The organism is Streptomyces sp. NBC_00503, from assembly GCF_036346895.1.
In the GTDB taxonomy this organism is placed as follows: Bacteria; Actinomycetota; Actinomycetes; order Streptomycetales; family Streptomycetaceae; genus Streptomyces.
On sequence record NZ_CP107855.1, the window covers coordinates 4,596,658 to 4,610,329 of the forward strand.

The 13,672-nt window shown below is 65.7% G+C and carries 9 protein-coding genes and 3 rRNA genes; all 12 read left to right on the plus strand.

What is annotated here, in order from left to right:
• The first annotated feature begins 113 nt into the window (after positions 1-113).
• The 12 genes from OG490_RS21350 to OG490_RS21405 all read left to right on the plus strand — a co-directional run bounded on the left by OG490_RS21350 (position 114) and on the right by OG490_RS21405 (position 13,640).
• Positions 114-398 (plus strand): peptidase, encoded by a 285-nt coding sequence (locus OG490_RS21350; RefSeq protein WP_330301000.1) that lies wholly within the window; start codon positions 114-116, stop codon positions 396-398.
• Positions 399-501: 103 nt separating this feature from the next.
• On the plus strand, positions 502-1,050 hold the full coding sequence (locus OG490_RS21355; RefSeq protein ID WP_443065850.1) for a hypothetical protein: 549 nt from the start codon (positions 502-504) through the stop codon (positions 1,048-1,050).
• 149 nt (positions 1,051-1,199) lie between these two features.
• Positions 1,200-2,006 (plus strand): ABC transporter ATP-binding protein, encoded by an 807-nt coding sequence (locus OG490_RS21360; RefSeq protein WP_330297903.1) that lies wholly within the window; start codon positions 1,200-1,202, stop codon positions 2,004-2,006.
• A complete protein-coding gene (locus tag OG490_RS21365; RefSeq protein WP_330297904.1) occupies positions 2,003-2,740 on the plus strand; it encodes an ABC transporter permease in 738 nt (245 codons plus the stop codon). Before OG490_RS21360 ends, OG490_RS21365 begins: the two co-directional genes overlap by 4 nt.
• A gap of 138 nt (positions 2,741-2,878) precedes the next feature.
• Positions 2,879-3,688: a pyrroline-5-carboxylate reductase gene (gene proC / locus OG490_RS21370; RefSeq protein WP_330297905.1), complete on the plus strand. Its 810-nt coding sequence runs from the start codon at positions 2,879-2,881 to the stop codon at positions 3,686-3,688.
• Positions 3,689-4,424: 736 nt separating this feature from the next.
• Positions 4,425-5,949, plus strand: a 16S ribosomal RNA gene (locus tag OG490_RS21375).
• A 287-nt stretch (positions 5,950-6,236) separates the two neighbouring features.
• Positions 6,237-9,360 (plus strand): 23S ribosomal RNA (locus tag OG490_RS21380).
• 74 nt (positions 9,361-9,434) lie between these two features.
• Positions 9,435-9,552 (plus strand): 5S ribosomal RNA (rrf, locus tag OG490_RS21385).
• Together the 16S, 23S and 5S rRNA genes form the textbook arrangement of a ribosomal RNA operon.
• 123 nt (positions 9,553-9,675) lie before the next feature.
• Complete coding sequence (locus tag OG490_RS21390) at positions 9,676-10,431, plus strand: nucleotidyltransferase domain-containing protein (RefSeq protein WP_330297906.1); 756 nt, start codon at positions 9,676-9,678, stop codon at positions 10,429-10,431.
• Positions 10,432-10,553: 122 nt separating this feature from the next.
• Positions 10,554-11,231, plus strand: coding sequence for an HAD family hydrolase (locus OG490_RS21395; RefSeq protein ID WP_330297907.1), 678 nt, complete (start codon positions 10,554-10,556; stop codon positions 11,229-11,231).
• A 59-nt stretch (positions 11,232-11,290) separates the two neighbouring features.
• Positions 11,291-12,520 (plus strand): MFS transporter, encoded by a 1,230-nt coding sequence (locus tag OG490_RS21400; protein WP_330297908.1) that lies wholly within the window; start codon positions 11,291-11,293, stop codon positions 12,518-12,520.
• Positions 12,492-13,640, plus strand: a complete 1,149-nt coding sequence (locus OG490_RS21405) for an acetoin utilization protein AcuC (protein ID WP_443065967.1) — start codon at positions 12,492-12,494, stop codon at positions 13,638-13,640. The genes OG490_RS21400 and OG490_RS21405 overlap by 29 nt, the downstream gene beginning before the upstream one ends.
• Positions 13,641-13,672 lie beyond the last annotated feature (32 nt).

Sequence of the window (13,672 nt, forward strand, 5' to 3'; positions counted from 1 at the left end):
CCCGCCGGAGCCTAGTCGATGGTCCGTGCGAATCTCCAAGGTCCTGCTACCCTGCGCGAGTTGCGCACAGCAACACCCAAGGGGGGAGATTTCGCATGTCCGTTGAGAACGAAATGAGCCAGATCGAGAGCCTGACCGGGGGGTCGGGCTACCCGACGTTTCCGGTCGCGCCGGGCTACCGGGTGAACGTCCGCAGCGGCCCCGGCACGAACTACTCGATCGAGAAGGTCCTGCCGTACGACGCCTCCGTGACGATCCGCTGCCAGACGGACGGCCAGAGCGTCAGCGGCCCGTACGGGACCTCGAACATCTGGGACTGCATCGGCAACGGCCTCTTCGTCGCCGACGCCTACGTCAAGACCGGCGCCGACGGCTACGTCGTCAACCGCTGCGCCTGAGGTCCGACCGGCGCCCGCGCCTGAGGTCCATCCGGGTCCCTCTCGGGGTCTGACCTGTGAGACGCCCCGGGCCGGCACCGGCCGGCGGGGGATAATCGCTGGTGTGAGCGACGACCAGCGAGACCAGACCCCCGTCGAGCCGGCCGCCGAGGCCGCGGCCCCGGCGCAGCCGCCCGTACCCACCGGCCCCGAGCCCGAGCCGATCCGGTTCTTCGGCACCACCTGGGTGAACCACGACGGCGGCTACGGACTGCGCCGCGTCGGCGTGGCGGTCGGCGCACTGGCCATCGCGGTCATCGGAGCCTTCCTGCTCCGCCTCTCCTACGAGGGCCTGGAGATCGGCAACGTCGGACCGTTCCTCAGCATCTCGGTCATCGTCCTCTTCGCGATCGCGAGCTCCATCGCCTTCGCCAAGACCTGGGACTCCTTCAGCCGCCGCCCGGCCCCGTCCTCCGACGAGGCCGCCCTCAAGGGCCTCAAGGCGATCGGTTTCATCGGCAGCCTCATCGCGTACTTCCTGCGCTGCTTCGTCGAAGCGCCCGGCGAGAAGCTGCGCCGCACCGAGTACGAGCACGCCTCGGCCGAATTCGCCCGGCGCCGCAGCTCCCGTACCGGCAACCCGGCCGCCCGCCGCCCCAAGCGCAAGAAGTAACCCCCCGGCCCGGCCGCCTCGGGCCCGGCCGCCTCGGGCCCGGCTGTCTCCGGCCCGGCCGCCTCCGGCCCGGCCGCCTCAGGCTCCGTCGCCCCGGTCTTCTGCTCCAGGCTTGCGCCCCGAGCACAGCCGGGAGCATTATTCATCACATGATGAATAACCCAGAGGCCGCAGCCGTCCGAGCCGGCGGCCTCACCGTGCGCCGCGGCACCGGCCGCAGCCCCCGCACCGTCCTCGACACCCTCACCTTCGAGGTCCCCCGCGGCCGCATCACCGGCCTCCTCGGCCCCTCCGGCTGCGGAAAGTCCACCCTGATGCGCTCAGTCGTAGGCACCCAGGCCCACGTCACCGGCACCCTCGAGGTCCTCGGCCACCCCGCCGGCCACCCCGAACTCCGCTCCCGCATCGGCTACGTCACCCAGGCGCCCTCCGTCTACGACGACCTCAGCGTCCGGCAGAACCTCGAGTACTTCGCCGCGATCCTCGACCCCGGCCGCGCCGCCGCCGACCGCCGCCGGGAGACCGTCACCCGCGCCATCGCCGACGTGGACCTCACCACCCACGCCACCGCCCTCGCCGGGAACCTCTCCGGCGGCCAGCGCAGCCGCGTCTCCCTCGCCGTCGCCCTCCTCGGCAGCCCGGAGCTCCTGGTCCTCGACGAACCGACGGTCGGCCTCGACCCCGTCCTGCGCCGCGACCTGTGGAACCTCTTCCACGACCTCGCCGCCACCCGCGGCGCCACCCTCCTCGTCTCCTCCCACGTCATGGACGAAGCCGAGCGCTGCCACGACCTGCTCCTCATGCGCGAGGGCCGCATCCTCGCGCAGGACACCCCGGACGCACTGCGCACCCGTACGCACGCCGACACCGTCGAGGAGGGCTTCCTGCGCCTCGTGGACGAAGCCGACGCCGCCGCCGCCCATGCCGCCGCCGACGCCCAGGGGGGCACCCGATGAGCACCGCCCGCACCACCGCCACCGCGGCCCGCGTCCTGCGCCAGCTCCGCCACGACCCCCGCTCCATCGCCCTGATGCTGCTGGTCCCGGTCCTGATGCTGATCCTGCTCCGCTACGTCTTCGACGGCAGCCCCGGGACCTTCAACAGCATCGGCGCCAGCCTCCTCGGCATCTTCCCGCTGATCACGATGTTCCTGGTCACCTCCATCGCCACCCTGCGCGAACGCACCTCCGGCACCCTGGAACGCCTCCTGGCCATGCCGCTGGGCAAGGGCGACCTCATCGCCGGCTACGCGCTCGCCTTCGGCGCCGTGGCCGTCGTCCAGTCCCTGCTCGCCACCGGCGTCGCCCTCTGGGTCCTCGGCCTCGACGTGGTCGGCTCCCCGTGGCTGCTGCTGCTCGTGGCCCTGCTCGACGCGCTCCTCGGCACGGCCCTCGGCCTGTTCGTCTCCGCCTTCGCCGCGTCCGAGTTCCAGGCCGTCCAGTTCATGCCGGCCGTGATCTTCCCCCAGCTGCTGCTCTGCGGGCTCTTCGCCCCGCGCGACACCATGCAGCCGGTCCTGGAGGGGATCTCGAACGCCCTGCCCATGTCCTACGCCGTCGACGGCATGACCCAGGTCCTCACCCACACCGACATGACCGCCGACTTCGTCCGCGACGCCGTCGTCGTCGCCGGGTGCGCCCTCCTGGTCCTGACCCTCGGCGCCGCCACGCTGCGCCGCCGCACGCCCTGACGGCTCGCCCCGACACTGACGGCTCGCCCCGACCCTGACCGCACTGCGGACAGCCCGTCGCGGTGCCGTGCCCGAGTGCAAGGATGAGGAAGAAGACCATGCACGCGTGCACGAACAGTTCGGCGAGGTGAATCGGGCATGACCCAGACAGTCGCAGTCCTCGGTACCGGCAAGATCGGCGAGGCCCTGCTCAGCGGGATGATCCGCGGCGGCTGGCCCGCCTCCAAGCTCCTCGTCACGGCCCGCCGGGCGGAGCGCGCCGAGGAGCTCCGCACCCGCTACGGAGTCGAGGCGGTCTCCAACGCCGAAGCCGCCAAGCGCGCGGACACCCTCATCCTCACGGTGAAGCCGCAGGACATGGGCAAGCTCCTCGAGGAGCTCGCCCCGCACGTCCCCGCCGACCGCCTGGTCATCAGCGGCGCGGCCGGCATCCCGACCTCCTTCTTCGAGGAGCGGCTCGCCCCCGGTACTCCGGTGGTCCGCGTCATGACGAACACTCCGGCCCTGGTCGACGAGGCCATGTCCGTCATCTCGGCCGGCAGCCACGCCACCTCCGCGCACCTCCTGCACACCGAGGAGATCTTCGGAGGCGTGGGCAAGACCCTGCGCGTCCCGGAGTCCCAGCAGGACGCGGCCACCGCGCTCTCCGGCTCGGGCCCGGCCTACTTCTACTTCCTCGTGGAAGCCATGACCGACGCCGGCATCCTCCTGGGCCTGCCCCGCGCCCAGGCCCACGACCTGATCGTCCAGGCCGCCATCGGCGCCGCCGTCATGCTCCGCGACAGCGGGGAACACCCGGTCAAGCTCCGCGAGGCCGTCACCTCCCCGGCGGGCACCACCATCAACGCGATCGTGGAGCTGGAGAAGCACGGAGTCCGCGCCGCCCTCATCGCCGCCCTCGAAGCGGCCCGCGACCGCAGCCGCGAACTCGCCTCCGGCAACAGCTGACACCCGGCCGGTACGGGGCTGCGCGCCGCCCCGTACCGGCCGCGAGGCCCCCCTCGGGGTGACGCACGGGCTGGGGTTGACACACCTGTGCCGGATCCGTAAGGTTCTTCGAGTTGTCCGAAGTGAGCGCCGACCCCGGTCGGTCCCCGGACAGCCATCCCGCACTACACATTCGAACGAGCGACGTACTCCGTCGTCCCCGTTTTCATGCGTATTTGCGAATGAGGAATCCGCGTTCTCGAACGCGGCCCCCGATTAGGTTCGGGGGCAAGGAATCCGCTACTGTCTCACTCGTCGCAAGGGCCCAACAGCCCAAACGACAAGCCCAGCTGACTGGGAGTCAGGCCCGAAAGGATCTGATAGAGTCGGAATCGCCGGAAAGGGAAAAGCGCGAAAGCGCAGGACCTGGAAGGCGGAAAACAAGCGGGACTGACTCTGATAGAGTCGGAAACGCAAGAACAGAACGAAGGAAGCGCCCGGAGGAAAGCCCGAGAGGGTGAGTACAAAGGAAGCGTCCGTTCCTTGAGAACTCAACAGCGTGCCAAAAATCAACGCCAAAAAGTTGATACCCCGTCCACCTCGGTGGATGAGGTTCCTTTGAAAAAAGACCTGTGAGGTCGCGGTTCTGCCGTGGTGCTTGCAGGCAATTACACAGCGAGGACGCAGTGGACGGTCGGTCTTATTCCGACATGACTGTCCCGCTCTAAGTGCGTGTGCACCCGATTACGGGTAAACATTCATGGAGAGTTTGATCCTGGCTCAGGACGAACGCTGGCGGCGTGCTTAACACATGCAAGTCGAACGATGAAGCCCTTCGGGGTGGATTAGTGGCGAACGGGTGAGTAACACGTGGGCAATCTGCCCTTCACTCTGGGACAAGCCCTGGAAACGGGGTCTAATACCGGATAATACTCCTGCCTGCATGGGCGGGGGTTAAAAGCTCCGGCGGTGAAGGATGAGCCCGCGGCCTATCAGCTTGTTGGTGGGGTAATGGCCCACCAAGGCGACGACGGGTAGCCGGCCTGAGAGGGCGACCGGCCACACTGGGACTGAGACACGGCCCAGACTCCTACGGGAGGCAGCAGTGGGGAATATTGCACAATGGGCGAAAGCCTGATGCAGCGACGCCGCGTGAGGGATGACGGCCTTCGGGTTGTAAACCTCTTTCAGCAGGGAAGAAGCGAAAGTGACGGTACCTGCAGAAGAAGCGCCGGCTAACTACGTGCCAGCAGCCGCGGTAATACGTAGGGCGCAAGCGTTGTCCGGAATTATTGGGCGTAAAGAGCTCGTAGGCGGCTTGTCACGTCGGATGTGAAAGCCCGAGGCTTAACCTCGGGTCTGCATTCGATACGGGCTAGCTAGAGTGTGGTAGGGGAGATCGGAATTCCTGGTGTAGCGGTGAAATGCGCAGATATCAGGAGGAACACCGGTGGCGAAGGCGGATCTCTGGGCCATTACTGACGCTGAGGAGCGAAAGCGTGGGGAGCGAACAGGATTAGATACCCTGGTAGTCCACGCCGTAAACGTTGGGAACTAGGTGTTGGCGACATTCCACGTCGTCGGTGCCGCAGCTAACGCATTAAGTTCCCCGCCTGGGGAGTACGGCCGCAAGGCTAAAACTCAAAGGAATTGACGGGGGCCCGCACAAGCAGCGGAGCATGTGGCTTAATTCGACGCAACGCGAAGAACCTTACCAAGGCTTGACATATACCGGAAAGCATTAGAGATAGTGCCCCCCTTGTGGTCGGTATACAGGTGGTGCATGGCTGTCGTCAGCTCGTGTCGTGAGATGTTGGGTTAAGTCCCGCAACGAGCGCAACCCTTGTCCTGTGTTGCCAGCATGCCCTTCGGGGTGATGGGGACTCACAGGAGACCGCCGGGGTCAACTCGGAGGAAGGTGGGGACGACGTCAAGTCATCATGCCCCTTATGTCTTGGGCTGCACACGTGCTACAATGGCCGGTACAATGAGCTGCGATACCGTGAGGTGGAGCGAATCTCAAAAAGCCGGTCTCAGTTCGGATTGGGGTCTGCAACTCGACCCCATGAAGTCGGAGTTGCTAGTAATCGCAGATCAGCATTGCTGCGGTGAATACGTTCCCGGGCCTTGTACACACCGCCCGTCACGTCACGAAAGTCGGTAACACCCGAAGCCGGTGGCCCAACCCGTAAGGGAGGGAGCTGTCGAAGGTGGGACTGGCGATTGGGACGAAGTCGTAACAAGGTAGCCGTACCGGAAGGTGCGGCTGGATCACCTCCTTTCTAAGGAGCACAGTACCGATTGCAGACAAACGTTCTGCACGGTCAGCTCAGGGTGGAACGTTGATTAGTTGGCACGGTTTCCAAAACCTTCTGTGAGTACTGCTTCGGCGTGGAAAACGGTTTGAGTGGCGGGGATCGTGCTTGGCACGTTGTTGGGTATCTGAGGGTACGGCCGTATGGTCATGCCTTCTGCGATGCCGGCCCCAGTGAACTCGCCAGCTTGTCTGGTGGGGTGATGGGTGGCTGGTCGTTGCTTGAGAACTACACAGTGGACGCGAGCATCTGTAGGCCAAGTTTTTAAGGGCGCACGGTGGATGCCTTGGCACCAGGAACCGATGAAGGACGTGAGAGGCCGCGATAGGCCCCGGGGAGCTGCCAACTGAGCTTTGATCCGGGGGTGTCCGAATGGGGAAACCCGGCAGTCGTCATGGGCTGTCACCCACTGCTGAACACATAGGCAGTGTGGAGGGAACGCGGGGAAGTGAAACATCTCAGTACCCGCAGGAAGAGAAAACAACCGTGATTCCGGGAGTAGTGGCGAGCGAAACCGGAACAGGCCAAACCGTATGCGTGTGATACCCGGCAGGGGTTGCGCATGCGGGGTTGTGGGAATTCTTTTGATCGGTCTGCCGGCCGGTCGGCGAGTCAGAAACCGTTGATGTAGTCGAAGGACATGCGAAAGGTCCGGCGTAGAGGGTAAGACCCCCGTAGACGAAACATCAGCGGCTTGCTTAAGAATCTCCCAAGTAGCACGGGGCCCGAGAAATCCCGTGTGAATCTGGCGGGACCACCCGCTAAGCCTAAATATTCCCTGGTGACCGATAGCGGATAGTACCGTGAGGGAATGGTGAAAAGTACCGCGGGAGCGGAGTGAAATAGTACCTGAAACCGTGTGCCTACAAGCCGTGGGAGCGTCGCCGTTATTCTTCGGAATAACGGTCGTGACTGCGTGCCTTTTGAAGAATGAGCCTGCGAGTTAGCGGTGTGTAGCGAGGTTAACCCGTGTGGGGAAGCCGTAGCGAAAGCGAGTCCGAATAGGGCGATTGAGTTGCACGCTCTAGACCCGAAGCGGAGTGATCTAGCCATGGGCAGGTTGAAGCGGAGGTAAGACTTCGTGGAGGACCGAACCCACCAGGGTTGAAAACCTGGGGGATGACCTGTGGTTAGGGGTGAAAGGCCAATCAAACTCCGTGATAGCTGGTTCTCCCCGAAATGCATTTAGGTGCAGCGTCACGTGTTTCTTGCCGGAGGTAGAGCACTGGATAGGCGATGGGCCCTACCGGGTTACTGACCTTAGCCAAACTCCGAATGCCGGTAAGTGAGAGCGTGGCAGTGAGACTGTGGGGGATAAGCTCCATGGTCGAGAGGGAAACAGCCCAGAGCATCGACTAAGGCCCCTAAGCGTACGCTAAGTGGGAAAGGATGTGGAGTCGCAGAGACAACCAGGAGGTTGGCTTAGAAGCAGCCACCCTTGAAAGAGTGCGTAATAGCTCACTGGTCAAGTGATTCCGCGCCGACAATGTAGCGGGGCTCAAGCGTACCGCCGAAGTCGTGTCATTGCAGCAATAGGGCCAACGCCCGCTGTGATGGGTAGGGGAGCGTCGTGTGCCGGGTGAAGCAGCAGCGGAAGCTAGTTGTGGACGGTTCACGAGTGAGAATGCAGGCATGAGTAGCGATACACACGTGAGAAACGTGTGCGCCGATTGACTAAGGGTTCCTGGGTCAAGCTGATCTGCCCAGGGTAAGTCGGGACCTAAGGCGAGGCCGACAGGCGTAGTCGATGGACAACCGGTTGATATTCCGGTACCCGCTTTGAAACGCCCAATATCGAATCAGGCGATGCTAAGTCCGTGAAGCCGTTCCGGACCCTTCGGGGAAAGGAAAGTGGTGGAGCCGACGAACCAGACTTGTAGTAGGTAAGCGATGGGGTGACGCAGGAAGGTAGTCCAGCCCGGGCGGTGGTAGTCCCGGGGTAAGGGTGTAGGCCGAGGGGTAGGCAAATCCGTCCCTCATATAAGGCTGAGACCTGATGCCGAGCCGATTGTGGTGAAGTGGATGATCCTATGCTGTCGAGAAAAGCCTCTAGCGAGTTTCATGGCGGCCCGTACCCTAAACCGACTCAGGTGGTCAGGTAGAGAATACCGAGGCGTTCGGGTGAACTATGGTTAAGGAACTCGGCAAAATGCCCCCGTAACTTCGGGAGAAGGGGGGCCAGTCCTGGTGATCGGATTTACTCCGTGAGCTGGGGGTGGCCGCAGAGACCAGCGAGAAGCGACTGTTTACTAAAAACACAGGTCCGTGCGAAGCCGTAAGGCGATGTATACGGACTGACGCCTGCCCGGTGCTGGAACGTTAAGGGGACCGGTTAGTCACATTTCGGTGTGGCGAAGCTGAGAACTTAAGCGCCAGTAAACGGCGGTGGTAACTATAACCATCCTAAGGTAGCGAAATTCCTTGTCGGGTAAGTTCCGACCTGCACGAATGGCGTAACGACTTCTCGACTGTCTCAACCATAGGCCCGGTGAAATTGCACTACGAGTAAAGATGCTCGTTTCGCGCAGCAGGACGGAAAGACCCCGGGACCTTTACTATAGTTTGATATTGGTGTTCGGTTCGGCTTGTGTAGGATAGGTGGGAGACTTTGAAGCTGTGACGCCAGTCATGGTGGAGTCGCCGTTGAAATACCACTCTGGTCGTGCTGGATGTCTAACCTCGGTCCGTGATCCGGATCAGGGACAGTGTCTGATGGGTAGTTTAACTGGGGCGGTTGCCTCCCAAAAAGTAACGGAGGCGCCCAAAGGTTCCCTCAGCCTGGTTGGCAATCAGGTGTTGAGTGTAAGTGCACAAGGGAGCTTGACTGTGAGACCGACGGGTCGAGCAGGGACGAAAGTCGGGACTAGTGATCCGGCGGTGGCTTGTGGAAGCGCCGTCGCTCAACGGATAAAAGGTACCCCGGGGATAACAGGCTGATCTTCCCCAAGAGTCCATATCGACGGGATGGTTTGGCACCTCGATGTCGGCTCGTCGCATCCTGGGGCTGGAGTCGGTCCCAAGGGTTGGGCTGTTCGCCCATTAAAGCGGTACGCGAGCTGGGTTTAGAACGTCGTGAGACAGTTCGGTCCCTATCCGCTGTGCGCGTAGGAATATTGAGAAGGGCTGTCCCTAGTACGAGAGGACCGGGACGGACGAACCTCTGGTGTGCCAGTTGTCCTGCCAAGGGCATGGCTGGTTGGCTACGTTCGGGAGGGATAACCGCTGAAAGCATCTAAGCGGGAAGCCTGCTTCAAGATGAGTATTCCCACCTCCTTGAGAGGGTAAGGCTCCCAGTAGACGACTGGGTTGATAGGCCAGATGTGGAAGCCCGGTAACGGGTGGAGCTGACTGGTACTAATAGGCCGAGGGCTTGTCCTCAGTTGCTCGCGTCCACTGTGTTAGTTCTGAAGTAACGAACTGTGTTCATATCCGGTTGGTTAACTTCATAGTGTTTCGGTGGTCATAGCGTTAGGGAAACGCCCGGTTTACATTCCGAACCCGGAAGCTAAGCCTTTCAGCGCCGATGGTACTGCAGGGGGGACCCTGTGGGAGAGTAGGACGCCGCCGAACAATCATTGTAGAGAGCCCCGTACCAGGGAACTGGTACGGGGCTTTTCTGCGTTTACGGACCTTTTCAAAGAGGCGGTCCAAAATCTGTGGCCTGCGGGCGGGGTTCGTGGAAGTCTGACCGGCATGGACGACCTGGATGTAGACCCCATCGAGTTGGCGCGAGGCATCGCGCGGGACCGCTTCCCCGAAGCACTGGCCGTGATCCTGGCCGGATCCACGGCCGCGGGGCGGGCGACCGCGAGCAGCGACCTGGACATCGCGGTGCTCGTCGCCGACGGCGGCGAGACCTACCGGGAGACGCTCCGCATCGAAGGGCGGGTCGTGGAGCTGTTCGTCCACACCCGGACCGGCCTCGAAGAGCTCTTCGCGGCGGATCTCGCCTCCCGGCGGGCCGTCCTGCAAGCCATGTACGCCACCGGCCTGGTCCTGGTCGACCGGGACGGGGAGGCCGGCCGGGCGCGGGCGCTGGCCGAGGCGGACCTGGGGCGGGGGCCGGCGGCGCTGGATCCGCAGACCCTGGAGACCAAGCGGTACGGGCTCACCGATGCGCTGGACGACCTGGGTGACGTGCAGGATCCCGTGGAGCGGCTGGCCGTGGCCGGGGTGGTCCTGGGCGGCGCCGCCGATCTGCTCTTCGACCACCACCGGGCTTGGGGTGGAGGCGGGAAGTGGCTGCCGAGGCGGCTCCGGGAGGCGGACGGCGAGCGGGGGGCCGCGCTGTTGGACGGGCACCTGTGGCTGTGCGTCTCGGGGGACCCGGCGGCGCTGATCGATGCGGCACAGGAGGTCCTCGACCTGGCCGGCGGGCCGCTCCGCGAGGGCTACCGCCGCTCCTGGCAGGGCGTCATCGACTCGGTCGCGGCCGGCGCGAGGGGCTGACTCGAGGGCTGACCCGAGGGGCTGGGCGCGGTCCGTTCGGGCGGCGAGGATCTTTGGATGTCCTGCGGATGCCCGGCATGGGGTCCGGATGGATTCGTGCTGACGGCTCGTAGGGTTGTCGCATGGGCTACGACCTCGTCATCTTCGACAACGACGGCGTGCTGGTGGACAGTGAGCCGCTCGCCAACAGCATCCTCGCCGGGTATCTGACCGAGCTGGGGCACCCGACCTCGTACGAGGAGTCGCTGCGCGACTACATGGGAGCCGCGGTGCACCGGGTGCACGACCTCGTGCGGGAGCGGACCGGGAGGGTGCTGCCGGACGACTTCGACGAGACGCTGCACGCACGTACCTTCGCGGCCTTCGAGCGGGAGCTCAAGCCCGTGCCGGGGGTCGGGGACGTGCTGGCCGCGCTCGTCGAGACGGGCACGGCCTACTGCCTCGCCTCCTCCGGGAGCCACGAGCGGATCAGGGTCGGGCACCGGGCCTCCGGGCTGGACGAGTGGTTCGAGGAGGAGTGGATCTTCAGCTCCGAGGACGTGGGCAAGGGCAAGCCGGCCCCGGACCTGTTCCGGCACGCCGCCGACCAGATGGGGGTGGCGCCCCACCGCTGCGTGGTCGTCGAGGACAGCCCGCTGGGCGTCCAGGCCGCCGTCGCCGCGGGCATGGACGTCTTCGCCTACACCGCGATGATGCCCGCGGACCGGCTGCCCGGCGCCACCGGATACTTCGGGGACATGGCCCAACTGCTCGGACTGCTCGGCCTCGAAGGCGGCTACACCGGCGGATTCGATCACTGACCCAATCGATATGTGATCGCTCTACCCACCGGTAGGACCGGCGCCTACGCTGAGCCGCCATGACAGCAGACGCGCGGCTGAGCCGCGGGCGCGGGGCCTTGGGGTTCAGTTTCTTCGTGCAGGGCGTGACCTTCGCGCTGCTCGTGACCCGGATCCCCGCCATCCAGGACCGGTACGGCATATCCGACGCGCTGCTGCCGGCTTTCCTGGCCGCCGTGCCGATCCTCGCCGGGCTCTCCAGCGTCGCCACCGAGCACCTGGTGAAACGGGTCGCGCCCAGCGCCGTACTGCGGTGGGCGCAGCCGCTCGTCCTGCTGGCGCTGCTCGGCGTCGGCGCGGGCGGCGAGATGTGGCAGGCCGCGCTGGCGCTGGGGGCGTTCGGGCTGTTCGTGGGGTCGCTCGACGCCTCCATGAACATGCTCGGGGTGAGCCTCCAGGGCGCCTACGGCCGCAGCATCATGCTGGGCTTCCACGCCTCGTACAGCCTCGGCGGGATCGTCGGCGCGTCCGCCGCCTGGGCCGGGGCCCACTGGCACCTCGCGCTGTTCACCTCGTACCTGCCGGCGGTGGTGATCCTGCTGCCGCTCGCGCTCTTCGCCAGCCGGTTCTACGTGGACCAGGAGGCGGGAGTGGCCGCCGCGGGCGACGGGAAGGGGCTGGGGGCCGGCGGGTTCAAGCTGCTGCTGCCGCTGTGCCTGGTGATGGCCTGCGCGTACATCGGGGACTCCACGGTGTCGAACTGGAGCGCCAAGTACCTCCAGGACGTCCTCGGATCCTCCGAGCAGCTCGCGACCGTGCCCTACAACGTCTACATGGTGACCACCCTGCTCGGCCGGGCCGTCGGGGACCAGGGCGTGCGCCGCTTCGGGGCCGTGAGCGTCGTACGGATCGGATCCGTCGTCGCCGCCCTCGGGTTCGCCGTGGTCGCGGTCGCGCCCGGGGCCTGGACGGGGATGCTCGGCTTCACGCTGCTGGGGATCGGGCTGTGCGTGATCGTGCCGCAGACCTTCGCCGCCGCGGGGCGGCTGTTCCCGAACTCCTCCGACACCGCGATCGCGCGGCTCAACATCTTCAACTACGTCGGCTTCCTGATCGGAGCGCCGCTCGTCGGCGGGATCGGCGACGCCTGGAACTACCGGGGCGCGATGCTCGTGCCGATGGTGCTCGTCCTCGTCACTCTTTTCTACGCCCGCTCGTTCGGGGCGAAGGAGGCCCGATACGGTGTCGGGCATGAGCGGCGAGTCGGTGACAGGGCTGTTGATGTGGGACGAGGCGGTAACGAAGTATGACTTCGGACCGAGCCATCCGATGGACCCGGTGCGCCTGGCGCTGACCATGGGCCTGGTACGGGCCTTCGGGCTCGACCGGGAGCTGGAGGTGCGGGCCGGGCGGCAGGCGGGTGAGTCCACGCTGCGCCTGGTCCACCGCGAGGACTACGTGGCGGCCGTGCGCGAAGTGTCCGCGGACCCCGGGGTCGCGGACGGCTCGTACGGGCTCGGGACCACCGACGATCCGGCCTTCCACGGGATGCACGAGGCGTCCGCGCTGATCGCCGGGCAGTCGGTGGCCGGTGCCGAGGCGATCTGGCGCGGGGACGCCGCGCACGCGGTGAACTTCGCCGGCGGGCTGCACCACGCGATGCCGGGGGGCGCGGCCGGGTTCTGCGTGTACAACGACGCGGCCCTGGCCGTCGCCCGGCTGCTGGAGCTGGGGGCCGAACGGGTCGCGTACGTGGACGTGGACGTGCACCACGGGGACGGCGTGCAGGCGGCCTTCTGGGACGACCCGCGGGTACTGACCATCTCCCTGCACGAGCATCCGCGCACGCTGTTCCCGCAGACCGGCTGGCCCGAGGAGACGGGCGGGCCGGCAGCCGAGGGCTCCGCGGTCAACATCGCGTTGCCGGCCGGGACGGGTGACGAGGGGTGGCTGCGGGCCTTCCACTCCGTGGTGCCGGAGCTGCTGGCCGACTTCCGGCCGCAGGTGCTGGTCACCCAGCACGGGGCCGACACCCACTTCGAGGACCCGCTGGCCCATCTGGCGGTGTCGCTGGACGCGCAGCGGGCGGTCCAGGAGGCGTGCCACGCGCTGGCGCACGAGTACGCGGACGGCCGCTGGCTGGCGCTGGGCGGCGGCGGGTACGCCGTCGTGGACGTCGTACCGCGGTCGTGGACGCACCTGGTGGCCATCGCCGGGCACAAGCCGATCGATCCCGAGACGGCGGTCCCGGCGTCCTGGCGGGACGAGGCGTACGCGCGGACCCGGCAGGTGGCCCCGGCCCGGATGACCGACGGCCGGGCGGTGTCCTGGCGGGACTGGGACGCCGGGTACGACCCCGCGGACCGGATCGACCAGGCCGTACTGGCCACCCGGCGGGCCGTGTTCCCGCTGCGGGGGATGCTGACCTGACCCCTACAGGGCTTAGGCCAACTGTGGGGCTC